Here is a 24,708-nt window from a genome sequence, read left to right as displayed (position 1 = left end):
CTCCTATGAACGAACAAACATTTTATGAATAATTATATCATAATAATAAAAAAGTGAAAAGAGAAAGTAATTTATTTTCACTTATGGAGCGTATTCCCTGCAAAGTGAGATGAGGTACTGCTGCTCTTCGGATAGCCAGATGTCGCTTCTGTGGAGTATAAAGAAGTTGCTTGTGATGCTGACGTCTATCGGAATCCTCACAAGCTTCCCGCTTTGAAGCTCGTTTCTCACCTGGATCTCAAAGAGAATGGCAACACCCTCCCCCTTCGCCGCAAGTTCTTTTACGTTGGAAGGCGAGGAACTTGTCCATATAGGATTGAGCACATAGTTGTGTTCCATTGCAAGGTTGTCTATAAGTATCCTTGTCGCCCTGTCCTTCTCAAGAAGGATCAGATCCTCATTGACGATATCCTCAAGGGAGAGAATCTTCTTGTCGCTCCGCAGCCTATACAGTGGACTGCAGACAGCCACAAGCTCATTGCGGCAGAACGGCTCCTGGTGCAGTCTGGGATCTGTATCGGAATGTTGTACCATCGCGACATCGCAGGTTCCGGAGAGGACCATCTCCCGAATCCGTCTGGATGAACTGTCTCTTAGATACAGCTTGCAGTCCGGGTACTTTCGCCTGAACTTCAGAAGGACATCCGTCATCATCGAAAAACCTATTCCAGAGGTGCAGCCAAGCACTATGGAGCGGGTCTTCTGGCTGTGTGCGGCATTGTTCTCCAGGCGGGAGAAAGCCTGCAGAACCGTCTTTGAGTCCTTGTAGAGCTGCTTGCCGGCATCTGTGAGATAAAGCCGCTTGTTGCGGCGCACAAAGAAGACATTCTCATAGTACCTCTCCATATCGGAGACAACCTTGCTGACACCGGGCTGAGTCATGTTCAGCCTCACGGCGGCACGTGACATGCTTCCTTCTTCATATACGGCACAGAAAACCTTTATATTATGTAACGTCATAGACAACCATCCATATCAAATCCATATCAAAAAAACATGCAAAAACGTTTGCAATAAGACGTTTCATCATTTAAAAAATAAATATGTATCATAATAATAACATCTTCACTCCCAATATATAACATTTTCTTATACTAAGTACATAAAAATTTGACCTTCTCATTTTTATGTGTAAGAATTTCAATTGATGGGGATTCCATCAGGAAATCAAAAATATTTTGGGGGATACATATGGGAGAGATTATTCCACGTTGGGAATGGAGAACATTCGGAAAGGAATTCGGTGAGGGAGAGGCCAAAATCAAGGCCCATGAGTTAGCGACATTCAAGAAGAGTTCAGAGAAGTACATACTCTCAAAAAACAGCAACGAGAACTGCAAGATACGTGATGATCTGATGGACATCAAGTCACTCAGACAGGTCAACGCAGACAAACTTGAGCAGTGGTACCCGACCGCAAAGCTCACCTTCCCGCTTTCAAAGGAGAACATAACAGATCTGTTCAAGAACTATTTCAAGGTTGAAGTCCCGAAGTTTGAGAGAGACGAGTACACCTATGAGCAGTACCTTGATGAGCTGGTTGCAAAGACCAAGGATCTCGAAATTGTTGATGTGTACAAGGAAAGGTCCATCTATGATATCGAGGGAACCACTGTTGAGATTGCAGAGACGAAGTTCAACGGCGTTCCAAACAGGACGATCTGCGTTGAGCACATTGATCCGAAACTGGTCATGAAGGTCGTTCGTGAACTCGGGGTGCAGGATTATCCGAACATCAATTACCTGAGCGCCATGAAACAGGCTGTCGGTATGGAGAGTTAAGGAAGTGCTGATTAAAGCGAGGAGCGCATTTAATCAGCGCTTCCCCTTGTTTCTCATAAGTCTTTAACTGCTTATAATACATAGACTTATTACGAAACAAGAAATTTTTATGTTAACACTGATTAATTCGCATTCGAATTAATCAGTGTTTCCTTAAAGGAGAAGCCCATGAGCAGAAAAGCAATCATTGATATTGGGTCCAACTCAATCAAGTTCTTTGTGGGAGAGCTGGCCGCAGACAGAACCATAAAGACAGTGCTGGACACAAATGACATAGCCCGTCTTGGTGAGGGCCTTGATTCCACAGGAGCAATCAGTCCAGAGGCGATGGAGCGTAACGTCGCTTCTGTTGCGGCCTTTGCGAAACAGGCAAAGGAACTTGGTGCAGACCAGATTGTGAGCGTCGGGACAATGGCACTCAGAAAAGCAAGTAACAGCACTGAATTCGTGGAGAAGGTCAAAAAGACCTGTGGCGTTGAGGTTCAGATCATCCCTGGAGAGGAGGAAGCCAGACTAAGCTACCTTGCGATCCTTTCAGGCCTTCCTCTGGAGAAGGATACGGATCTAGTGGTCTTTGACACGGGAGGCGGAAGCACAGAGTTTATCTACGGCAAAGGCACACAGATGGTCAAGAGATTCTCGGTCAACTTGGGTGCAGTCAGGATCACGGAGAACTACCTGAAAGCGGATCCTGTATCCCCTGCAGATGTTCAGGCGGCCATTGCACAGATAGACAAGGAGTTCAAGGAAGCCGGAGTCAACGGAAAACCGGCGCAGCTTGTCGGAATGGGCGGAACAGTCACCAGCATGGGTGCAGTGAAGCATAAGATGGTCAAGTATGACCCATCGGTCATCCAAGGCTCACGCCTGACAAAGAAGGATATCGAAGAGCAGATTGAAGAGTACTCAAAGCGCACAGTGGAGCAGAGAAAGGAGCTTCCCGGACTGCAGCCCAAGCGTGCAGATGTGATTCTTGCAGGAGCCTGCATTCTGAAGGTCATTACGGACAGACTCGGCGCAGATGGGCTGACGATCTCTGACAGAGGTCTCCGACACGGTCTGGCCTTCGATCTGTTCCAGAAATAAGCAATGTAAACAAGGAGGTAAAAAATGAGAAAAGCATTAACTGTACTATTGGTTTTGGTCGTTGGTCTTACAACTTTATTTGCAAATGGTGGCAAGGAGAATGCAGCGGATGGGAAGGAATGGAAACCCGGTCAGCCGATTACAATAATGAACCATGTGGCGGTAGGAGGGGCAATGGACCTCTACTCAAGAAAGTGGGTTGAGATTGCCGCAAAGTATACAGATGCCACATTCGTCGTTGACAACAACTCAGGCGCCGGCGGACTCACCGCTGGTGAGTGGGTCCTGAACCAGGATGCGGACGGCTACACTGTCTTCGCACTGGCTCCAACCTACCTCGACGCCGTCATACAGGCAGAGCTTGACTGCTCAGAATATGTAGATGGCTTCACCTACATCTACAATCTTATGGCAGACCCGTACTGCGTACTCGTCCCTAAAACTTCACAGTTCAATACCTTTAAGGAGCTGATAGAATGGTCAAAGGCAGGAAACCTCATCACACTGTCAGAACCCAACTACGGAGCAAAATACATTGATGCGGTACAGGTCTTCGGTTCCATTAAAGGCGTAAACTTCAAAGCCATTTCCTATGAAAGCGCAAAGAAGAACTTCGCCGCACTGCTGGGCGGCCAGACAATAGCATCTGTTGGAAACCCCGGAGACACGAAAAAGTATGAGGTGAGAGCTCTTGTAATCGGAAACACAACCCCTGTCCCCGGACTTGAGCATGTTCCGAACTATGAGCAGCTCGGCTATTCAAAGGAACTCGACACCATATCCATGTGGAGAGGCTATGCCGTCAAGAAGGGTACGCCGTCAGGTATGATCGCATGGTTCCAAGACATCTGCGACAAGGTTTCAGCTGACCGGGAGTGGATTGACTACATGACAGGAAACAAGCTTACAGTGCTGACCGAGAGGACTAAGGCCTTTACGGCAACAGTTGAGAAAGAAGTGGTCAGCACAATTGAGGTTCTCAAGAGCGTTGATCAGATCAGCCAGGATTACAAGAGATAATCCTGTCCTGAAACCGAATTCTACTTTCACCCGAAGGAGGCTTGTCCTCCTTCGGGTCTTTTACAAGGAAAATCTATGGAAAGCTTTTCAAAATGGCTGACCGGCCTTAGCTATTGGTGGATCTTGGCAGCCTTCGCTGCAATCATGGTCGGTCTGTACTTTCTCTTCAACGGCATCAAGATGACCAAGAACGTAAAGTGCCAGTTGCTTGTGCTCTGCGGTATGGATCTTGTCACGCTGCTGTTCTATCTTCTCACCTTCAACCTGAGAATCAGCAAGCTCGCGGCAGAGGCCGGAGTGACACCAAGAACAATGCCTAGGCTCTGGGCACTGTTCATGCTTCTCTGCTCAATCGGAGCATTCTTTGCGATCATAAAACAGGAGGCAAAGAAGGATGAGAAATTCAACAAGTGGGTCTTCTCCCTCCTTGTGGGATTGGGATCCATCTTCAGTGTGCTCCTGTTCAATTACATCGGCTATTACATCTCAAGCGCAATCTTCATATTCGTTGTGATGGTTGCAATGGGAGAGAGGAACAAGTTCCAGCTGATTCTTGTCCCGATCATCTGGTGCCTGTTCACATATTTTGTTTTCTACAAGCTGCTGTACATCAAGCTCCCTTTTGGAAGCCTGTTCAACGGGTTGGTCAGGTAAGGAGGTCCACATGGGTAACATTTTTGGAAATCTTGCAATGGGCTTCGGAACCATCGCCAACATACAGTCTGTCCTGTTCATTCTGCTTGGAGTGATTGTAGGGATCCTGGGAGGGGCAATACCGGGGATCTCACCGTCAATGGCGGTTGCTCTTCTTCTGCCTATCACCTACTCCCTTTCACCGATAACCGCAATGGTCATGCTGATGGGGATTTACATCGGCGCAAACTATGGCGGCTCCATCACAGCGGTGGCAATCAACACACCCGGAACGCCGTCCGCAACCGTCACAGCCTTTGACGGCTATCCAATGCTCAAGAACGGCAAAGCTGGAGAAGCAATGGGGATCTCTCTGTGGTCTTCAGTAATCGGAGGTCTGATCGGGGCATTGATTCTGATCTTCTTCAGCGTTCCCTTATCACAGGTGGCCCTAAAATTCTGGCCCTCCGAGTACTTCGCGCTCTGCATAATGGGTCTGACCACAGTAGCCACCCTTGGAGGAAAGCACTGGGAAAAGGCTCTTGTGACATGTGTTTTCGGTCTTCTGCTCAATACCATGGGCCTTGACCCGACCTTTGGAATCAAGCGTTTCACCTTTGGTGTAACGAAGCTGTTCGACGGCTTTGAGATGGTTCCTGTACTGATCGGTCTTTTTGCCCTTGGAGAGGTTCTCAACAACCTTGAGCACTACAAGGCAGGTCAGAAATCTACCCAGGAGAAGGTTGACTACAAGCTTCCAAAGCTCAGATACTACTGGAAACTGAAGTTCTCCATCCTACGCTCCGGTCTCATTGGCTGTATAATCGGGATATTCCCAGGCGCGGGCGGAACTATTGCCTCATTCCTTGCATATGACGTTGAAAAGCGTATGGGCAAGCATCCTGAGGAGTTCGGAAAGGGCGCTCCAGAAGGTGTTGCAGCTGCAGAGGCGTCAAACTCCGGATCCGTAGGCGGTGCAATGGTTCCACTGTTGACCTTAGGCATCCCAGGATCTTCAACCGCAGCGGTTCTGCTCTCCGCACTGATGATCCACAACCTGAATCCCGGACCGAAGCTGTTCACGGACGAGCCGGCGCTGGTCTATGGCCTCTTTGCCTCTATGTTCATCGCAAACGCCCTGATGATCTTCGTAGGAACCTATGGGGCAAAGCTCTGGGTAAGAGTCGGATACATCAAGAAGACCATCCTATATCCTCTGATCTTCGCCTTTGCAATCCTTGGAAGCTATTCAATCAAGAAATCAATGTTTGACGTAGGGACTTGTCTTGCATTCGGACTCATAGGCTGGATGATGAAGAAGTTCGATTACCCGGCCTCCCCTCTTGTGCTTGGAATTGTACTTGGGAAGCTCATCGAGACGAACTACGTCCAGACCTTGATGGTCACCGGTCCCATTGGATTCATACAGAGACCTCTGACGGTCATCCTGTTCGTGGTCTCCATAGCTGCGATAGCATATCCCATCATCGCAGGTAGGCGTAAGGAGAAGAAGCTTCACCAGTCCCGGGAGAGACAAGGAAAACCCGAAACGGATTCCAAGAACTGAAAGCATTGAGGAATCGACTCCATACGAATAAAGGCCAGAGTTTCATAAGAAACCCCGGCCTTTTGCTTTTGGCGCGGATAGTCAATCAGCTACCTCCGCTCATGCATTCACGCAGGACTTTCGATCATGCTCAGCGCATTGTCGTAAGCTCATTCCATCCGGTAATCATTCTGTCGATGACGGTCTGCGCGATCGAAAGCGACATCTGAGCCTTGGACATGGCCAGCGTTACGTCATGGATATCTACTGAATCAGGATCGGTAATAAGCTTTTGTTCGATGGAAGCGACATCAAGTTGCTGACGGTTCATTTGGGAAACGGCGCCGAGCACGCGATCTGCAACGGAGGGAGTTGAAATTCCGGCTCTTGGATCCTTATCGGCAAGGGCGTTCGCTTGGCCTGTCGACTGTATGCCGGAGGTTTTGTTATCCTGCGCTCCGGACGACAGAATTTTACTGAAAGAAATATCCTGCGGCGAGGACAAAGGAGCCTTTCCCATGTGAGCGGGATCCGTTCGCGTCATTTGCAAAGAACCGAATTCGGGAATTTTCATGTCCATAAGTATACCCCGTTCAAAAATATTTTACCAGCCTGTGCCTAGTCGGAAAACAGCTTACGCCCGACCTATCTCAAGCGCGGCGTTGAACATTTCCTTCGCACCCTGTATTACGGCTGTATTCGCTTCATAAGCGCGGGAAGAAGAAATAAGATCTACCATTTCATTGACTATATTGACGTTCGGATATTCCACATAGCCTTTGTTAGGTCCTGATTTTATTGCGTCGGGGTGAGAAGGATCGTAGACCATCCGCCCTTCCGAAGTATCTTTTACTATTTCAAGAACCTTTACGCCTTTTCCGGGGCCGTTATCCAAGTCTTCCGGCACAAAGGGCGTGCGCCACTGCGGGTTTGAAGCGGCGACAGGTTCGAATATTACCCTGGAACGTTTAAAAACTCCGCCTTCCTGCGTGCGCGTAGTGGAAGCGTTTGCGATATTGTTGGAAATTACATCCGTTCTGAGCCGTTCGGCGCTAAGTCCCGTAGCGGCGATGTTTATGCTTGAAAAAATTCCCATCGTTCGTTACCTCCGTAAAATTCTTTATATGCTGCGCATTAGGCATGCGCCGATATGCGTGCAGTCAAATCTTTAACGCCTTAAGGCTGTTTTTACCTGTGAAAATTCAAAATTTCCAAGCTGGGTAAGGAGCTGATATTGAAGCTGGATCTTAAGAATGTTCATGGCTTCCGCTTCGGCATCCACATTGTTACCGTTCGCCTTCGCAGACGTTGTATAGTCCAGAACGCGCCTAGGTTCTACGGATCGCCAATCCTGCACGTTATTCAGTTTAATGTGCCTCGGATTCGTGCGCGTAAGATTAAACGCTCTTTCCGCTTCTTTTTCGGAATCGAACGCGCGTTTAAGTTCGCTTTCAAAATTTACAACCGAGCGTTTAAATTTAGGAACTTCCGCATTAGCCATGTTGTTTGCGCTTACCTGATAACGCAAGGAATTTACGTCAAGCGCGCGGTGTAAAAGCTCAACAGACTTTGTAAATGTGTTCATATCCTTATTTTCGGAAAAAACAGGGGCCTTGTTTAGACATTATTTTTAAAGAATGTAACGCGACAGATCCTGGTTTTGTGCAACATCTTTTAGCCGCTCGTCCACGTAGGCGGAATCTATCACGATGGTTTCTCCCTTATGCTCGTCTGCAGAAAAAGAAATTTCATCAAGAACTTTTTCCATAATGGTATGCAAGCGGCGGGCGCCTATGTTTTCACTCACGGCATTTACTTCTTCACCCAGGGCGCTCATACGTTCTATTGCGTCGTCCGAGAATTTTACCGTAACGCCTTCCGTAGACAGCAATGCGGTGTATTGGTACGTAAGGGCGTTTTTGGGCTCCGTCAAAATACGGCGAAAATCGTTTTTATGAAGCGAATCGAGTTCCACCCGCAACGGAAAGCGTCCCTGCAGCTCCGGGATAAGGTCGCTCGGAGCGGCGATGCTGAACGCTCCGGCTGCGATAAAAAGGATGTGCGTAGTATCGACTATTCCATATTTCGTATTTACATTAGATCCTTCTACGATCGGCAATATGTCTCTCTGCACGCCTTCCCTGGAAACGTCCTGTCCGCTGCGCTCGCCTTTTACGGCGATCTTATCTATTTCATCGATAAAAATTATTCCCGATTGTTCCACGCGCTGCCTGGCAACTTCGGCAACCTTGTCGTGATCTACCATACCGTCCAAAACTTCTTCCGTTAAAAGGCGTCTGGCTTCTTTTACCGTTACCGTCCTGCGGTGAGATTTTCCGCCTACGATGAACGAAGTCAAATTTCTTATTCCGCTTTCAAGATCGTCCATATTTCCGCCGGCGATTATTTCCATATTGGGCAGTTGCGGCCGGCGGTCTATGGAAAGTTCCACTTCCCGATCTTCGAGTTTTCCATCGCGCAGCATCTGTCTGAATTTTTCCCGCGTAGATACGGCGTTTTCCGAAGCGGTTTGAGAATTTCCCGGCGGCAAGGCGATCAGTTCGTTTTTGCTTTCTTTTTCTCCGCTCCCCGGAAGAAGAAGATCCAAAAGCCGCTCTTCAACTTTTTCGCCGCTTTGCTCGCGCATTTTCTCCTGCATTTCGGCCTTCACGTCGTTATAACCTACGGCCATAAGGTCGCGGATCATGGACTCAACGTCGCGCCCTACGTAGCCCACTTCGGTATATTTTGTCGCTTCGACTTTTAAAAACGGCGCGTTGCAAAGTTTCGCAAGCCTACGGGCTATCTCGGTTTTGCCCACGCCCGTAGGCCCGATCATAAGAATATTTTTGGGAGCGATTTCGTCACGGATGTCTTCAGGCAGTTTAAGGCGGCGCGCGCGGTTTCTAAGCGCTATTGCGACGGCACGCTTGGCTTTGTGCTGTCCGATGACATACATATCAAGTTTTTCGACAATCTGTCGCGGGGTAAGATCTTCCATTACAGTTCCTCTACGATGACGTTATTGTTTGTATAAATGCAGATATTGCCTGCTATCTCCAGGCTTTTTTTGGCAATTTCACGCGCGGAATATTTCGAACATTCCATATACGCAAGAGCTGCGGCATAGGCATAGTTTCCGCCGGAACCTATGGCAAGGATATCGGTTTCAGGCTCAATGACGTCGCCGCTGCCTGAAATCAAAAGAATCTTTTCGACGTCGGCTACCAAAAGGAGCGCATCCAATTTACTCAAAGAACGATCCGTTCTCCACATCTTGGCCAGTTCCACAGCGGAACGAGTGAGATCGCCGTTATATTCCTTAAGTTTAGCTTCGAATTTATCAAATAAGGTAAAGGCGTCGGCCGTCGCGCCTGCAAAACCCGTTAATACTTTGCCGTCGTATATGCGGCGCACCTTTCTCGCGTTGCCTTTCATCACGGTGTTACCCATCGTAACCTGTCCGTCGCCGGCCATCGCGACTTTCGAGTCTTTTTTTACTGCGATCACGGTTGTGCTTCTGATTTTTTCAAATTGTTCATTCATCTTTTTTTCCTCCATGCGGATGCGCACGGTTATAAATTTCTATCAATCGTTCGGTAGTGATATGAGTGTAACGCTGCGTCGTAGAAATATTCGAATGCCCTAAAAGTTCCTGAACCATCCGCACGTCCGCTCCGTTGGCAAGCATCTGAGTAGCAAAGGTGTGCCTGAAAGCATGCGGCGAAACCGAGTGATTTACTCCTTCCACTCCGGAATAGCGGGCCACTATCCATTCGATTCCTTTTGCCGAAAGTTTTTTACCTCTCTGGTTTACAAAAACCTCCGGCACGAGATCCCTTGTGCCGAGCCTTTCAAAAAGTTTTTTTCTGTCGGCCAGATACAGGCACAAGGCTCTCCGGGCGTCATCTTCAAAATACACTCGCCTGTCCTTTTTCCCTTTGCCCGTAACTACGGCGGATCCGTATTCGTCGTCAAGATCTTTTAATTTCAACGAAGCTATCTCGCTCACACGGCACCCTGAAGAATATAGCATTTCAAAAATCGCTTTGTCTCTGGTTTCCCATAAAAGCTCTTTTTTTACGGGCTGACCGCACAAAGCGTCGATTTCGTCGGCAGTCATAAAACGCGGAAGCCGCTTGGGAATTTTTATCGTCCTAAGCTCAAGCGCAACATTGTTTTGAATATACTGAAATTTTCTGCAATAAGCAAACATCGATCTTACGGCGGCGATAAATCTGTTTATCGAAGCCGCAGACTTTTTATTTTCCGACATCTTTCCGACGCAAAAACGAAGATCTTCAAGGCCTACGGAAGGAAGAAGTCTCTCTTCTCCCAAATTCGACAGCATAAAATTCAAGTCGTTTTTATAAGAAATAACGGAATTTTGAGAAAGACAGCGCACGGTTTCTTCGTATAAAAGAAATTCTTCAACGGCTTCTTTAAGGCTTATATCGTTTTTTTGTTCCCTTCTTTTCATTGTATTTTAACACAGCCGTAAAATTGCGATCCTCACACTATGAGCACACGATCCGCATTGCAAGCTGCGGCAAAATCGGCATGTAGTCGCACGCGATCGGCGCTGCAAGCTGCGGCGCATCATCGGCGGCGCTTTGCCTTAGGTTGCGGCAGTTCCGCCGGCCTCATAGCTGCAGTGCGCAATTAAAGGCCTATGATGCGGATTCCTCCTCGGAAAATTTGGAAGAATCGTCCGCAGAATGCAAATAATCGCAATCGGGATTTATGCACGCTTTGTACGAACCGTTTTTTTTGTCAAATTTTTCCACAAGGAACCAGCCGCATTTCGGGCAATACTGTCCCGAAAGCGGTTTGAAATGCGAAATAAAATTGCACTTAGGATAATTTGTGCAGCCGTAGAATTCTTTTCCCCGTCCCTTGGGTCTTCTCATTACTATGTCGCCGTTGCAGCCAGGCAGAGGACATTTTGCAAGCGGAACGGCCTTTGTGTTGTGACATTCCGGAAAGCCCGAACATGCTATAAAAAAACCGAATCTGCCAAGTTTTTTGACCATGGGCTTTCCGCATTTTTCACAGATTTCATTTGTGGGTTCGTCGAATATTCCCTTCATGCTTTCCTGCGTTTTCATCACGTCGTCTACACGGACTTTAAAAGGAGCGTAAAACTCGCCGACCATCTTGTTCCAAACAAGTTCCCGCCTTTCAACCTTGTCAAGATCGTTTTCAACGTCGGCGGTAAATCCTTCGCTTATGACATTGGGGAACGATTCTACAAGGATCTTATTTATTATGCGTCCGAGCTGAGTGGGGACGAGCTGCTTGTTACTGCGCGTAACGTAGTAACGATCCAGAAGCACTGAAATGATCGGAGCGTAGGTGGAAGGGCGTCCTATTCCTTTTTCTTCGAGCGTCTTGACTATCGACGCGTCGGTGTAGCGCGCAGGGCCTTGCGTAAAATGCTGCTCGGGATCGAAAGACTTAACGGAAACTTTTTCACCTTCTTTTAAAGCGGGAATACTTGCCGTCACATCTTCTTTTGACGAAAGAAGTTTTATTACGCTGTAAAACCCTTTTTCGATTATCTTCGATGACGAAAGTCTGAAAACTGCATCTCCCGCCGTTATTTCAAGGCTGGTCGTGCGCGTTTTTGCGTTTGTCATCTGACTTGAAACAAAGCGCTCCCAAATAATCGTGTAAAGCCTAAGCTGATCCCTTGATAAATAATCCTTTACATAATCGGGAGTATAAGACGAATATGTAGGTCTGATGCCTTCGTGGGCGTCCTGAGATCCCTTGCCTACGGCATATTGAATTGGGTTTTCGGGAAGATTTTCAGGATAATTTTCATCGATCCACTTTCGAACGTCGTCCAGGGCCGTCTGTGCAATGCGTACGGAATCGGTGCGCATATAGGTGATAAGTCCTACGCGGCCGGAGCCTATGTTTACTCCCTCGTATAACTGTTGGGCTATCTGCATGGTTTTGCGGGAAGTAAAACCCAGTCTGTTTGCGGCCGTCTGCTGCAATGTGGAAGTTGTAAAAGGCGGACGAGGCCGCAGGCTTTTATCCGACGACTTTACGGCTGTAACGACGCAATCACAATCTTTGATCTTTTCAATTATGTCGTTTACTTCTTTTTCGGTTTTAAGTTCGGGCTTTTCGTCTTTATAAAACACAAGCTGGCCTGAAAACTTTGTCTTACCCTTTATAAAAACCGCATCCAAAGACCAATATTCTTCGGGAATAAAGCTTTCCACTTCGTCTTCGCGTTCACAGATTATGCGAAGCGCTACCGATTGCACGCGTCCGGCAGAAAGGCCGTTCTTTACCTTTTTCCAAAGAAGAGGACTGAGATTGTAACCGACAAGACGGTCGAGCACGCGGCGCGCCTTCTGCGCGTCCACTTTTGACTCTTCAATATCGCCGGGATTGTTTACCGCCGCTTTGATGGCAGGGGGAGTTATTTCGTTAAACACTATGCGGTTTATTTTTGCGTCGGTTTTATCTTTCAGCGCATTGTGCAAATGCCATGCTATGGCTTCGCCCTCCCTGTCGTTATCGCTTGCGAGCAATACTTCCGTAGAGTTTTTTGCATCCTTCTGCAATTCCTTGAGCAATTTTGCCCTGCCGCGAACGGTTATATACTCAGGCTGAAAATTATTTTCAATGTCGATCGCCATGCGGGACTTAGGCAGGTCTATCAAATGCCCCATAGAAGCCTTTACCGTGTATCCGCTGCCAAGGTATTTTTCAATGGTATGAGCCTTTGCAGGAGACTCGACGATCACCAATGTCGCCTTAGTCTTTTCGGCAGTATTTCCCTTTTTCTTCGTTGAGTTTTTTTTAGTTGTCGTTGCCATCACACACCTTCCCGAAAACGCCCGGAAGCGCGATCTCCCGGAACTTCTCCAATGCAAATCTTATAATCGTCATAGCTTTTTATGACCGGCGCTCCGTCGTCAAGGTAGCGCTTGACAGTCTGCCTTAACTTATACTCACTTTTTTCACCGCGAGCAACTTTAATCTCCAGTTGTTTTTCAACCGCTTGCGAAGTCATCTGCGCAGCGTGACAGAGCGCGCTCTCATGAAACAATACGTCGCGGTCATAGCCCAACGCAAAATCCGCCGTCAAAAGGGCTCCGCTTCCGGCAGGCGCTTGTATTACTACCGTCGCAGGCGACAGCCCCGCAATGATTCTATTGCGCTGAACAAAGCGCCACGGCTCGGCGCCGGTACCCGGCAGATATTCGCTCAAAAGGCATCCGCCGGTTTCCAGAATACGAGCTGCCAATCTTTTATGCGCCGAAGGAATTACAGTATCTATTCCGCACGGCAGCACTGCGGCCGTTTTACCGCATAATTTTCCGCCGGTAAGATGACCGGCGCCTGTTCTTTCCGCCCCGAATTTTTCGCACAGTGCGTAAAACACATCGACGGCGCCTTCGTGGGCCTTACCGTCGGCGCCGTAAGCGAGACCTGAAACTACGGTAGCCCCGTCAGTTACGGCGTCGTAAGCAAAATCGTGTGCAGCCTTAGCTCCTTCCTGTGTTAGCCGCCTCGTTCCCACTACGGAAACGCAGTTTTTACCGAGCACGGAAATATCACCCCTGTAAAACAAAACGAACGGCGCGTCAGGAATTTCCGTAAGCAAAAAAGGATAATCTTTATCCCCATACACTGAATACGATATTCCCCGCTTTTCAATGATTGCGGACGCGGCCCCTGCGTCATGAAGAGCCGTCTTACCGTCCCATTTCGCTCTTGGCGGTTTTCTCCCTATAATACCGGAAACGTCTTTTAAAGAAAGTAACGCAATGTCGTCCGCACTGTCAAGATTTTTCAGCAAAATTATCTTTTCTTGAAGCGTTAAAAAATGCGCCTGCGAGAGGCATAGGATCAAAAGCTTTTTACTTTCATTTTGCATAAGCGGCGTCTAACACGATCTTCTTATTGGCCTGTGCTTCTTTTTTTCGTTCGTCCGACTTTGTGGTTTGGATTATTTTATCATAAACGGCCGCGGCTTTGTCAAATTCATATGTGGAATAATAGGCGCGCGCAAGAACGAACATTGCGTCGACATTTCGTGTTTCAATCGTAAGGAGCTTTTCAAGCAGAGGCACCGCCTTTTCATTTTCGTCAAGTTCAAATACGTACAGGATCGAAAGACCGTATAAGGCTCTCGCGTAGCGCGGTTCTATGCGAAGGGCTTCAAGATATGCGGATTCCGAGAGCTTTAAATAATTGTATTTTTTGGTGTCTGAAGCAGTGGCGTCGTAATCTAAGGCAGAGTGAGCCATGTAACCGGCGCAAAGTCCCACGTAATAATACAAATTCTGGTTCGTGGGAAAATATTCTATAGCTTTTTGAAATGTTTTTAAGGCTTCCCCGTACATCTTATTGTCAAGGTAGCGGGTTCCCAAAATCTTATACCATATGCCGATCTGAGCCTGCGCCAGCTGAATATCAGCGACGCGGTTTTGATATTTCGCTATCGCGTTTTTTAATTCCTCTACCGTAGTAGGACTCTGTACGCCTTCTTCAAAATGCTGCTGCCGGATGATCGTCTTGTTACTCTTTGCGCATCCCATAAATAAAAAAACAAGCCATGTCAAACTGCAAAAAAAATAAACTTTTTTCATCGCCGTACTACCTCATTTTTTGTGCCCGGGGAAATATTCCCTATGACAATTTTCAAGCTGCCTGTCGTTTACATGCGTGTATATCTGCGTAGTAGACAGATCGCTGTGCCCGAGCAATTCCTGTACCGATCTCAGATCGGCTCCGCCCGACAAAAGATGCGTCGCAAACGAATGGCGCAGCGTATGTACTTTAGCATGAACGCCCGAAAGGATTTCAAGTTCCTTAAACTTTTTCCAAATTCCCTTTCTTGAAATCGGCTCTCCGCGGTAATTTAAAAAAACTTCCGCCGGATTTTTCCGTCCTGCCAACGAGGGGCGCACCGATTTCATATAAAGCTCCAAACACTCTGCTGCGGCGTCTCCGAACGGCACAAGTCTTTCCTTATCGCCCTTACCGTGAACCATAAGAACTCTTTCGTTCATGTGCACGTCATTTACCAAAAGCGATGCGGCTTCGCTTATGCGAAGTCCGCAGGAATAGATAAGCTCAAAAAGCGCACGGTCGCGTATGCCCAAAGGTTTTGAAACATCTATGGCGGATAGTATGAGTTCTACCTGCCTGGGCGACAAAACATCCGGCAAAAGCCGTGAAGCCTTAGGCCGGTCAAGCAAAAGAGCGTCATTTTCAGTCCAAAAGCCTGTTCTTACCAGATATGAACCGAACGAACGCAGCGCCGAAATATCTTTGGCAAGCGTAAGTTCGGAACACCCCTCCGTTTTGCGAAAAGCCAAATAGTACAACAGATCGTTTGCTCCGATTTCTTTTAACTTTAGGCGTTCTTTACCGCACCATTTAAAAAACTCACTTACGGCGGTTTTATATGTTTGCGCCGTAAGTTCGGATCGGCGAAAAACCATTATAAGATCCGTGTAAAACCTTGAAAGCATGACATCCGCAGTCAGTCTTTCTTCACTCATAAAGTCAGTCTACGCTCAAATTGATCGTACGGCTCAGTCCGGCATTACGCCAGCAGGCAGGCTGGTTGATATCGTCCGAAGAAGCGTTAAAACCTGCCGGCGGCGACAACGAAATATTCGATGACCTTGAAACCGAATGAGCGAGCGCACTCCCCAAATTCGATCCTCCCGATGACGACGGTGCGGTCGAAACGGCGACGGGCTCTCCCGTTTCGTCAAACAAAAATCCTGAAGAGCGGTTTCCCTTAACATCGGAAGCCGCCGCTGAAGACGCCTTTGTCGCCGTGTTTGAAACGTAAGAATGCTCCGCCTGCGGTCTTGAAATTATGTCAAAATCGCCGTAGCTGAGAACATTTTCATTTGAAATAATTTTACTCTTTGAAATTTTGTCCGCAGGCGTTCCATTTCCCGAGGAACGGGAAGAAAACCCTGTAGCGATCACGGTAACGCTGACGGAATCGCCCAAATCCGCGTCGTGTACCTGCCCCCAGAACACGTTGTGAACCGGGTCGGCTGAAGCGGTTATTATATTTACTATTTCATCGATTTCCATCATGGGAATATCGTCGCCGGAACAGATATTTATGAGTATGTTTTTCGCACCGTCAATGCTTGAATCTTCAAGCAAAGGATTTTTTATGGCCTTAGTGGCCGCGTCCACACAGCGGTTTTCGCCAGTGCCAAGCCCTACGCCGAAAATGACATTCCCCTGTCCCTGCATAGTGCGCTTTACGTCGGCAAAATCTATATTCACTATTCCGGGCTTTGTGATGACGCTCGAAATTCCCTGAACTCCCTGGCGAAGCACGTCGTCCGCCATGAGGAAGGCTTCGCGGAACGTCATCTTTTTATCGTCCATTTTTAAAAGATGCTGATTGGGAATAACGATGAGGGAATCCACTTCTCCGCGGAGTTTTTTTACGCCTTCTTCAGCAACTTCGCGGCGCATTCGCCCTTCAAAGTCGAAGGGCAAGGTGACGACTCCTACGGTTAAAATGCCCATCTCTTTTGCGATGCGCGCCACTACGGGAGCGGAACCCGTACCGGTGCCGCCGCCCATTCCCGCAGTGATAAAGACCATGTCTGAACCCTTAAGCGCATTGCGTATCGATTCGCTGTCTTCCTCTGCGGCTTTTTCGCCGATTTCAGGGCAGAACCCGGAACCCAATCCGCCCGTAAGTTTTTGTCCTATGGGAATTTTTCTGGGCGCCTTAGATTCGCTCAGCGCCTGCGCGTCCGTATTCAAAACGATAAATTCAACATTTTCAATATTTGCATCTATCATCCGGTTTACGGCGTTCGAACCTCCGCCGCCGCAGCCTATTACTTTCATGACAGTAGGACTTCTTTTAAGCCCCTCAGCAAAGTCATTTAAAACTTCAAAATTTTCAAGCATATCCCCTCCACATCGGTATCGGAAGCGCCTTAAAAGTAAGTTCTTAAAAAGCGCCGACACCTATCAAAAAAACATATTTTTTATCTTTTTAAGAATACCTTCATTTTCACTTTGTTCAGGACGCGCCGCATTCTGTGCTCGCTTCTTTTTTTTGCCGTCCCGGGCGCTTACAAGATCCTTGCAGCTTTCTATCAAGCCTATCACTGTGGCGTAGTCGGCTCTGCGGTAGTCTTCTTCTATACCGCCGAGCTTTTCAGGAATCCCTATACGGACGGCAGTCGTACCGAATACGTTTTGAGCGAGCTCCACGACTCCCCTCATCTGCGCTCCGCCGCCTGTCAATATTATATTGCCCGAAAGCTGCGTCAAATTAGCCTTTCTCACAACCGCGCTGCGAACCATTGAAAAAATTTCTTCTACGCGCGGCTGAATTATTCGGCAAAGTTCGGCCGTAGACGTTTCTTCAGGCGGTCTGCCTCCTATACCCGGCAATATCACCTGAAGATCCTCTTCGATACCGTCAAACCAACAGCAGCCGGAAGCGGTTTTTATTTTTTCGGCTTCTGCGGTTGGAATTCCTTTTACAATGGCTATATCGTTTGTAACGAGATTTCCCCCTACGGCGATCGACACGGAGCAGACGGGAGCGCCGTGTATTAAAACCAGCACGTCGGTAGTTCCGGCGCCCATATCGATTAAAATAGAGCCCAGTTCCATTTCATCTTCATGCATGACCGTCTGCGTGGCCGCCAGAGTTTTAAGCATAATATTATCCAGCCGGTAACCGGCTCGGTTTATGCATGATCGTATGTTCATCACGGCCGTCTTTGAAGCCGTCACTATGTGCACTTCGGCTTTTAAACGAGCGCCTATCGTGTGCACGGGTGGGTTTATTCCGTAAGAAAGATTATCCACAAAATATTCACGGGGGATGATGTGCAGCATTTCGCGATCCAGCGGAATGTAAACGGCCGTAGCCATTTCTATCGCACGGTCTATGTCGGATTGATTTATTTCACGTCGGCCCTTGCCGTGGGAAGCTATAGCCGCAGAACCGCCTTGATTAAGACTTTCGGTTTGCGCGCCGCCTATGCCCGTAACGCAGGAAGTTACTTCGTAACCTGCGCTCTGTTCAGAGGCTTCTATGGTTTCCTTTATGACCTTGCATGCGGCTTCAATATTTACGATAACGCCGTTTCTGAGCCCCACAGAGGGTCTTTGCGCCGTTCCGAGTATTTCCACACTTCCGTCATCGTGAATCTCTCCGAGCGCGGCACGGATAAAACTTGTACCTACATCCAACCCAACAACAATACTCAAGGTCGCCTCCACCTGCCGTCAGTACGATAAGAAACCGAGCCGTAGCGCAGATCTATTTCCGAAACGCCGGAATCGAGAGACTTTACAATATCCAAGACAACCATCATATACTGCAGCGCTTCTTCGCTTAAAGAGCGATCGGTCAAAACCCTCGTCCGCGATCCCACAGGATACAGGACGAGTTCGTAATTTCCGTACTCCTTAGGAACGACGCAAATTTCCGAAATCGCCGCAAAATATTTTTGCGACAATTTCCTTATGTCGGATATCTGATCTATCAGCCTGCGGTATTTTTGAGGAATCCGCATACCGTCGGTCAAATGTTCTACCGGCAAGCCTGAAACAATCGGAATTGTTCTGTCAGAAACCGGACTTTCGGCATTAGGACTGAATAATACACCATTTTTGTCTATTTGAACAGGCACGCTGCGTCCGTCCATTGTTATAAATGTTAAAGCTACGGGACTTCTCTCCGTTACGGTAACGCTTATAGTGTCGGGAAAATGTTTTGACACAGAAACGCTTTCTACTGCGGACAGTGAGGACAATGCGGCCGCCGCGCGGCCCGTATCAAAATTAAGCCAAGACGATTTTTGCCCCGAATATATGACGGCAGTCAATTCCTGTTCGGAATAATTTTTTATGCCGGAAAATTCTATCGCAGGATAGCGCATGAGAGGAAGCACTACCTTGTAAGCAAGGCCTTCAAGCAAGAGGCAAAAACATAAGATGATAAATATTATTTTCAGCGCGGAAATATGTTTTTTATCTGCAGCCTTTTCAGGCGATATTTTATCCTCATCGCGAATGGCATCCTTATGTGCGTATGAAAGAGAACCGAAGGACTGTCGTTTTGCGCCCGGCGCGGCAAAAGACGCGAAGCGTACATCACTCATAATCGTTTACCCCATGTATATTTTCCGTTATCAAACCTGTATCAAATTCCGTCCGCGACGCATTTACTATAAAACCGCACATAGCCAGCGTCACCATCATGGACGAGCCGCCCGAAGAAAAAAACGGCAACGTTATTCCCGTGCTGGGAACAACTCCGCTCACAACCGCACAATTTAAAAGCGATTGAACGAATATCGCCGTAGCGCATCCGAAAGCGCCTATGGCGGCGAACCTGTTCTTGCACGAAAGGGCGATCTTATACGCCCTTGAAGCGAACAGCACCAATAAAAACATATAGATCAATACGCCTAAAAATCCGGTAGCTTCAGTCCATCCTGCAAAAATATAATCAGTCTGTATTTCAGGAATACCGTTTAATTTTGACAAGCCGGCTCCTATTCCCTGTCCCCAAAAACCTCCGGCATTTATCGAACGGCGGGAAGCGAAAGACTGATAATTTATTCCCTGCAAATCTTCCGTAGGTTTTAAAAACGCTATAAGCCTGTTCATTCTGTACGGTTCCAAGGAAATCATCAAAAAAGCCATGGGGACGGCCAAAAATGAAAAAGGTATGAGCCACGAAAGCTTTGCGCCAGACACAAAGAACAACACTATTCCTATAGCGAAAATAAAAAATCCTGTAGAAAAATCCTTCTGCAAAAAAACTATTCCCACAAAGACTGCCAAACCTATAACCGCAGGAAAAACGGAACGCTTAGTTAAATCGGGAATTTGAGCCTGTTTATCGAACAGATTGGCCAAAAACAAAATGACCGTAAACTTTACCAGCTCCGAAGGCTGAAAAGTGGAAACTCCCGGAAGCCTAACCCAACGGACGGCCCCTTTTTTTTCTATGCCTATGCCCGGAAAAAAAGTCAGCATGCACAAGATTAAAGTTCCCAAAACCATAAGGGGCAAAAGCGATCTTATTGTTTTTATATTTACAACGGCAAACAGCGCAAAAAGCACAAATCCTATCATCGAGCTTACCAATTGTCGTTTTACAAAATAAAGCGAATCCCCGAAAATACGCTGAGCCGAATTTTCGGCGCACACAAGCAGCGTGGCTATACCGATTCCCCACATGAGTATCACAAAAAAAATGAAAACCTTATCCGCCTGCCTGTAGCCCGACACGGGACGCTCGGCAAAAAAATTATACGTATTCATTTTTCAGCCTCCCGCAGCATATTTTGCAGTTGCCTAGTGACGCGCTCAAGTCCTATGCCGTGAGAACCCTTGAGAAGAATAAACGTATCGCGCGGAAGGCGAAGAACCACATCCGAAACTATCGTCTTGATATCCTCGTCCGTATAGCTTTTAAAAACCCTTATGTCTTTTATCCCGTTTTCTTCGGCGGCTATTGCGGCTTTTTGCATTTCAGGGCCGACAAATATGAATTTCGTATCTTTTTCCGATGCAAATTTTACGCAGCTTTTACCTACCGCAGCGTGCGCGTCGCTTGATTCCTGCCCAAGTTCAAGCATGTCACCGAGCACAAGACATTTTGCTCCCTTTACCGAAAGGCAGAGAGAAAGGACTTTTTCCACGGAATCGGGGTTTGCGTTGTAACAGTCTTCAAAGACGGTAATTTTTTTTCCGCGGAATGTAAAGTCGAAAACACGATTACGCCCTTCCATAACGGCGACGCTTTCAATACCTTTTTTTATTTGCGGCGGTGAAAGCTCAAGCTTTTCGGCAAGGGCGATAGCGGCTGAAGCATTTAAAAGATTATATGCGCCGGGCAAAGGCAAATGTATGGAAACCCCGCGGTAATCGAATTTTGTTCCTCGGATTCCCAGATCCGTTATGTTTTTTAAAGGCGGAACGGGAGCGCCGGATTTCCCGCTGACAGCCAGTCCACTACCCGCAGCCGAAGCGCCGCTCTGATCCGGAACGGCCGCACCCGCCGACTCGCTTAGAGCCGAGTTACAGGGAGCGTCTGTCGTGTAATTACCGAGTCCGAAACGAACTACTTCACCGCAAACTCCTTCCGCCAAAAAATCGACGAAGTCGTCCACTGCGGGAATAAACGCCGCGCCGTCTTTCCCGATATATTTAAAAATTTTTTTCTTTTCTTCCGCAATATTACGTCTCGATCCCAGCAGACCGATATGGGCCGTTCCTGTATTTGTGATGAGTGCGTACTGCGGGCGTAAAATATTCGTAAGATTTTCAATTTCGCCCCTGTGGTTCATTCCCATTTCAAAAATTCCGATCTGCTCGTCGCCTTTAATCTTAAAAACGGAAAGTGGGAGCCCCGTTTCCGAATTGAAATTTCCTTCGGAATATACGACACGGTATTTTTGTTTAAGCAGCGACACGATCAGTTCTTTTGTAGTGGTTTTTCCGCTGGAACCGGTAATACCGATTCTGACAAGTTTCGGGAATTTTTTTACATAGGCTTTCGCCGCAGCCTGTAAAGCATCGAGCGTATTTTTTACGCAGATAAAAACTGCAAAATCGCAACTGCTTGAACATCTTTTAGAAAATCCTTCTTTCGCCAACTTTTCATAATATTCTTTATTTTTTTCGTATTCGCTTTGAGCGACAAAAACGACCGAAGCGCCTTTTTCAAGCGCCTGCGGTATGTATTTATGACCGTCTTGAAATTCCCCGATAAGAGGCACAAAAAGGCTGTCTGTTTTTACATTGCGGCTGTCTGTAACAACGGAGGTAAATACAGCATTCCCGCTTTCACGACCAACAACATAACCGGCAACGGCCGTCAGAAGCTCATCAAGTGTGAGAAGCGTATACTGTACTACTTTTTCCATTGCATTATTCACTTTATCAAATCCCCACTCGTCACGTCAGTTGCGCCCCTTCATTTCTACGCGGACAATTTCTTCGCTTTCCGCCTTGTGCATGTTCAATTCCGTCGAAGCGATTCTTTCTATCCGATCAGAACCGGAAAGAAGACTTATATCCGTAATAAGCCGCTTGTTTTCTTCCACAAGCTCGACCTGTTTTTTTTCCAAAGCCGTCACTTCTTTTTCAAGTTTTTTATAGCGCATCGCCTGTATGCTGTTTATCACTAGCAGCGCAGGTACTGTTGCGGCGCAGATACAGACAAAAATATACTTCAATATGTTTTTCATAAACCTACTCCTGCGATTCCCATCTTATGGCGCGCCTTTGCGTCCGCCGATTTGCGGATTACGCGCAATTTTGCGCTCCTTGAAGGCGAATTCAGTTCAAGCTCTTTTTCGGAAGCACAGACAGGTTTTTTAGTCAGTATTTCCGCACAAGGCTTTCCGCCGCATACACAAGACGGATATTCGCTTGGACACACGCATTCTTTCGCCAAATTTCTAAAATAGTTTTTCACAATGCGGTCCTCAAGCGAATGAAAGGTGATCACTCCCATCTTTCCGCCGGTTTCCAGAACGTCAAAGGCGCCAGTCAAAGCGGCGGGCAGATTTTTAAGCTCGGAATTCACGGCAATTCTGAGAGCCTGAAACGTCCTGGTTGCAGGATGAATTTTTTCATGCCTGTACTTTGGTGGAACGGCTTCATAAATAATTTCCGCAAGAGCCTTGGATGAAAAAATTTTTCCCGATTCTCTTGCGCGGACTATTGCGGAAGCTATTTTCCTGCTGAATTTTTCCTGGGCATAAAGGTAGATCATGTCGGCAAGTTCTTTTTCCTTCAAAGTGTTCACCAAGTCGGCGGCCGTCTTTGAAGATTCCGGATCCAGCCGCATGTCAAGCCTTTCATCGCGTAAAAACGAAAATCCCCTCCCGGATTTTTCATAGTGGTAAGTCGAAATGCCAAGGTCGAACAATATAAGATGGGGCATTGGCATATCCTCAGGATAGTTCCTATAAAAATCGGTGAACCATCCGTTATAAAACCTCATACGTCCTGAAAACACGGAAAGCCGTTCCCTCGCCTTCTCCTGAATTGAAGGATCCGCGTCAAGTCCCAAAACGGAAAGATTCGGATATCGTTCCAAAAATGCATAAGAATGTCCGCCCTCACCCAAAGTGGAATCTATCATAAATGCATTTTTTTCATACGGTTCACCCAAGGGGCTTAAATATTTTAAGCACTCTTCGAGTAAGACCGGCGTGTGAACCACCTCCAAACCAGACCCCGCTTTCAAAACGTAATATTATTAAGTTCTTCTGCAGCGTCGCGGAAAGATTCTTCGCTTTGTTTCAGGTAGCGGCCGTAAGATTCCGCATCCCACAGCTCAAAGTATTTGATATTGCCCAATATCAGGCAATCCTTTGAAAGAGAGGCGAAGTCGCGCAATGTCTGCGGAATGGAAAGGCGTCCCGCCTTATCGAATTCCACTTCCTGCGCCGGAGCTATAATCCTTCTTATGACGCTTCTGTTTTTTTCATTAAACGGAGAAGCAGACTCCATTATCTTAGATGAAAAAACATCCCATTCGGCGGGAGTATAAAGCCACAGACACGCATCGATCCCCTGCGTAACTATGAGAAAGGTATCGGACAATTCCGAACGTAATTTTGCAGGAAAAAGGATTCTTCCTTTTTCATCAAGCGTATTACGATATTCGCCGGTTAATAAACTCATAAATATTTACCACTTTATACCACTTTTACCCACTTATTCACTATTCTATAATAAAAAAGACTAAAGTCAACGCCTAAAAATGCCGATAACCGTTTTTTTTTATAAATCATGACAAAATTGCAATATGAATGTATAGTGAATACGATGATAAACACTTTGAACGAAAGCTCTCTTCACAAGTCGCTAAAAACGCTTTATTCGCTAGAAGAAAGTACGGAGACGGAAAAACAAGTGGGCAGATGGATCTGCGACATAGTAAAAGGCGACGGAAGCATTTTTGAAATACAGACCGGCAGCGTTTCAAGTCTGCGCCGCAAAATCGAAGGATTACTTTCGCTCAAAAAAAGGATAACACTCGTATATCCCGTGATATGTGAAAAAATGATAGAAACCATGGATAAAAACGGCGGCCGCATTTCAAAGCGCACAAGTCCGAAAAAGGAAAGCGTGTATTCGATTTTCAGGCAGCTTACGGGACTTTGCGATCTGCTGCTCGATGAAAATTTTTGCCTTGAAGTTCCCGAAATAACCGCGACGGAATGCAGGCTGAGGACTGACGGTAAAGTTCAAACTTTAAACAAGAGCCGCCGCTTTTTAAAAAACTGGATAAAGACCGATAAAAAGCTCACGGCCGTTTTAAAAACGTACCGATTCAAGTCTAAAAAAGACTACCTAAGGCTTTTGCCGCAGACGGCGAATTTCGTTAAAGACGATTTTACGGTAAAAGAAACCGCAAAATGCATAAAAGAAACGCATACGCCGGCTGCGGCAACACAGGCGCACGTAATGCTTTGGGTTCTAAAACGCATGGGGCTTATCGAAGAAATTTATAAGATAAAGAGGGAATGTCATTACAAAATAAAGAGTCTCACCCCAGATTAAGAGCGAGTTCCAAGAGGCGTCGGAGAATTTAAACCTCCGCACAAAAAAAGGGCTGCCCAAAG

At 47.0% G+C, this 24,708-nt stretch carries 25 protein-coding genes; 6 read left to right on the top strand and 19 right to left on the bottom strand.

Annotated features, from left to right (window positions below):
• Positions 1-81 precede the first annotated feature (81 nt).
• Positions 82-960, bottom strand: coding sequence for a LysR family transcriptional regulator (locus tag HRQ91_RS04310; RefSeq protein WP_210120424.1), 879 nt, complete (start codon positions 958-960; stop codon positions 82-84).
• 231 nt (positions 961-1,191) lie between these two features.
• Between HRQ91_RS04310 and HRQ91_RS04305 the strand changes: the two genes are divergently transcribed.
• The 5 genes from HRQ91_RS04305 (at position 1,192) to HRQ91_RS04285 (ending at position 6,088) form a co-directional block, all read left to right on the top strand.
• Positions 1,192-1,782 (top strand): hypothetical protein, encoded by a 591-nt coding sequence (locus tag HRQ91_RS04305; protein ID WP_210116769.1) that lies wholly within the window; start codon positions 1,192-1,194, stop codon positions 1,780-1,782.
• A 168-nt stretch (positions 1,783-1,950) separates the two neighbouring features.
• Positions 1,951-2,868, top strand: a complete 918-nt coding sequence (locus tag HRQ91_RS04300; protein WP_210120423.1) for a Ppx/GppA phosphatase family protein — start codon at positions 1,951-1,953, stop codon at positions 2,866-2,868.
• A 24-nt stretch (positions 2,869-2,892) separates the two neighbouring features.
• Positions 2,893-3,888: a tripartite tricarboxylate transporter substrate-binding protein gene (locus HRQ91_RS04295; protein ID WP_210120422.1), complete on the top strand. Its 996-nt coding sequence runs from the start codon at positions 2,893-2,895 to the stop codon at positions 3,886-3,888.
• Between the two features lie 75 nt (positions 3,889-3,963).
• Positions 3,964-4,542, top strand: a complete 579-nt coding sequence (locus tag HRQ91_RS04290) for a tripartite tricarboxylate transporter TctB family protein (RefSeq protein WP_210120421.1) — start codon at positions 3,964-3,966, stop codon at positions 4,540-4,542.
• Positions 4,543-4,552: 10 nt separating this feature from the next.
• Positions 4,553-6,088, top strand: coding sequence for a tripartite tricarboxylate transporter permease (locus HRQ91_RS04285; RefSeq protein ID WP_210120420.1), 1,536 nt, complete (start codon positions 4,553-4,555; stop codon positions 6,086-6,088).
• Between the two features lie 130 nt (positions 6,089-6,218).
• Here the strand turns inward: HRQ91_RS04285 and fliE are convergent, their stop codons facing one another.
• The 18 genes from fliE to mraZ all read right to left on the bottom strand — a co-directional run bounded on the left by fliE (position 6,219) and on the right by mraZ (position 23,764).
• Positions 6,219-6,647, bottom strand: a complete 429-nt coding sequence (gene fliE, locus HRQ91_RS04280; protein ID WP_246473280.1) for a flagellar hook-basal body complex protein FliE — start codon at positions 6,645-6,647, stop codon at positions 6,219-6,221.
• Positions 6,648-6,701: 54 nt separating this feature from the next.
• On the bottom strand, positions 6,702-7,163 hold the full coding sequence (gene flgC, locus HRQ91_RS04275) for a flagellar basal body rod protein FlgC (protein ID WP_210120419.1): 462 nt from the start codon (positions 7,161-7,163) through the stop codon (positions 6,702-6,704).
• 72 nt (positions 7,164-7,235) lie between these two features.
• Complete coding sequence (flgB, locus tag HRQ91_RS04270; RefSeq protein ID WP_210120418.1) at positions 7,236-7,652, bottom strand: flagellar basal body rod protein FlgB; 417 nt, start codon at positions 7,650-7,652, stop codon at positions 7,236-7,238.
• A gap of 45 nt (positions 7,653-7,697) precedes the next feature.
• Positions 7,698-9,068: an ATP-dependent protease ATPase subunit HslU gene (hslU, locus tag HRQ91_RS04265; protein ID WP_210120417.1), complete on the bottom strand. Its 1,371-nt coding sequence runs from the start codon at positions 9,066-9,068 to the stop codon at positions 7,698-7,700.
• On the bottom strand, positions 9,068-9,613 hold the full coding sequence (gene hslV / locus HRQ91_RS04260) for an ATP-dependent protease subunit HslV (RefSeq protein ID WP_210120416.1): 546 nt from the start codon (positions 9,611-9,613) through the stop codon (positions 9,068-9,070). The genes hslU and hslV overlap by 1 nt, the downstream gene beginning before the upstream one ends.
• Positions 9,606-10,547 (bottom strand): tyrosine-type recombinase/integrase, encoded by a 942-nt coding sequence (locus HRQ91_RS04255; RefSeq protein WP_210120415.1) that lies wholly within the window; start codon positions 10,545-10,547, stop codon positions 9,606-9,608. Before HRQ91_RS04255 ends, hslV begins: the two co-directional genes overlap by 8 nt.
• 190 nt (positions 10,548-10,737) lie before the next feature.
• The gene (topA, locus tag HRQ91_RS04250; protein WP_210120414.1) at positions 10,738-12,906 is read right to left on the bottom strand and encodes a type I DNA topoisomerase; all 2,169 of its coding nucleotides are present in this window, start codon (positions 12,904-12,906) and stop codon (positions 10,738-10,740) included.
• Complete coding sequence (locus tag HRQ91_RS04245; protein ID WP_210120413.1) at positions 12,906-13,970, bottom strand: DNA-processing protein DprA; 1,065 nt, start codon at positions 13,968-13,970, stop codon at positions 12,906-12,908. The genes topA and HRQ91_RS04245 overlap by 1 nt, the downstream gene beginning before the upstream one ends.
• Positions 13,960-14,685: a tetratricopeptide repeat protein gene (locus HRQ91_RS04240; RefSeq protein WP_210120412.1), complete on the bottom strand. Its 726-nt coding sequence runs from the start codon at positions 14,683-14,685 to the stop codon at positions 13,960-13,962. The genes HRQ91_RS04245 and HRQ91_RS04240 overlap by 11 nt, the downstream gene beginning before the upstream one ends.
• A 12-nt stretch (positions 14,686-14,697) precedes the next feature.
• Positions 14,698-15,603, bottom strand: coding sequence for a tyrosine recombinase (locus HRQ91_RS04235; RefSeq protein ID WP_210120411.1), 906 nt, complete (start codon positions 15,601-15,603; stop codon positions 14,698-14,700).
• 4 nt (positions 15,604-15,607) lie between these two features.
• Positions 15,608-16,999: a cell division protein FtsZ gene (ftsZ, locus tag HRQ91_RS04230; protein ID WP_210120410.1), complete on the bottom strand. Its 1,392-nt coding sequence runs from the start codon at positions 16,997-16,999 to the stop codon at positions 15,608-15,610.
• Between the two features lie 63 nt (positions 17,000-17,062).
• A complete protein-coding gene (gene ftsA / locus HRQ91_RS04225; protein WP_246473279.1) occupies positions 17,063-18,319 on the bottom strand; it encodes a cell division protein FtsA in 1,257 nt (418 codons plus the stop codon).
• Positions 18,316-19,215, bottom strand: a complete 900-nt coding sequence (locus HRQ91_RS04220; protein WP_210120409.1) for a cell division protein FtsQ/DivIB — start codon at positions 19,213-19,215, stop codon at positions 18,316-18,318. Before HRQ91_RS04220 ends, ftsA begins: the two co-directional genes overlap by 4 nt.
• Positions 19,208-20,386, bottom strand: coding sequence for an FtsW/RodA/SpoVE family cell cycle protein (locus HRQ91_RS04215; protein WP_210120408.1), 1,179 nt, complete (start codon positions 20,384-20,386; stop codon positions 19,208-19,210). Before HRQ91_RS04215 ends, HRQ91_RS04220 begins: the two co-directional genes overlap by 8 nt.
• Positions 20,383-21,993 carry a UDP-N-acetylmuramoyl-tripeptide--D-alanyl-D-alanine ligase gene (locus tag HRQ91_RS04210; protein ID WP_210120407.1) on the bottom strand — a complete coding sequence of 537 codons (1,611 nt, stop codon included), beginning with the start codon at positions 21,991-21,993 and terminating at the stop codon, positions 20,383-20,385. The genes HRQ91_RS04215 and HRQ91_RS04210 overlap by 4 nt, the downstream gene beginning before the upstream one ends.
• A gap of 36 nt (positions 21,994-22,029) precedes the next feature.
• On the bottom strand, positions 22,030-22,317 hold the full coding sequence (locus HRQ91_RS04205) for a septum formation initiator family protein (RefSeq protein ID WP_210120406.1): 288 nt from the start codon (positions 22,315-22,317) through the stop codon (positions 22,030-22,032).
• Entirely contained in the window at positions 22,314-23,306 is a 993-nt protein-coding gene (gene rsmH, locus HRQ91_RS04200; RefSeq protein ID WP_210120728.1) for a 16S rRNA (cytosine(1402)-N(4))-methyltransferase RsmH, read from the bottom strand. The genes HRQ91_RS04205 and rsmH overlap by 4 nt, the downstream gene beginning before the upstream one ends.
• 14 nt (positions 23,307-23,320) lie before the next feature.
• On the bottom strand, positions 23,321-23,764 hold the full coding sequence (gene mraZ / locus HRQ91_RS04195) for a division/cell wall cluster transcriptional repressor MraZ (RefSeq protein WP_210120405.1): 444 nt from the start codon (positions 23,762-23,764) through the stop codon (positions 23,321-23,323).
• A 144-nt stretch (positions 23,765-23,908) separates the two neighbouring features.
• Between mraZ and HRQ91_RS04190 the strand changes: the two genes are divergently transcribed.
• The gene (locus tag HRQ91_RS04190; protein WP_210120404.1) at positions 23,909-24,646 is read left to right on the top strand and encodes a DUF8091 domain-containing protein; all 738 of its coding nucleotides are present in this window, start codon (positions 23,909-23,911) and stop codon (positions 24,644-24,646) included.
• Positions 24,647-24,708 lie beyond the last annotated feature (62 nt).

Source organism: Treponema parvum, from assembly GCF_017893965.1.
Taxonomy (GTDB): domain Bacteria; phylum Spirochaetota; class Spirochaetia; order Treponematales; family Treponemataceae; genus Treponema_D; species Treponema_D parvum.
Note: the sequence above shows the minus strand (reverse complement) of the source record. Positions and strands in the feature narration are given on the sequence as shown.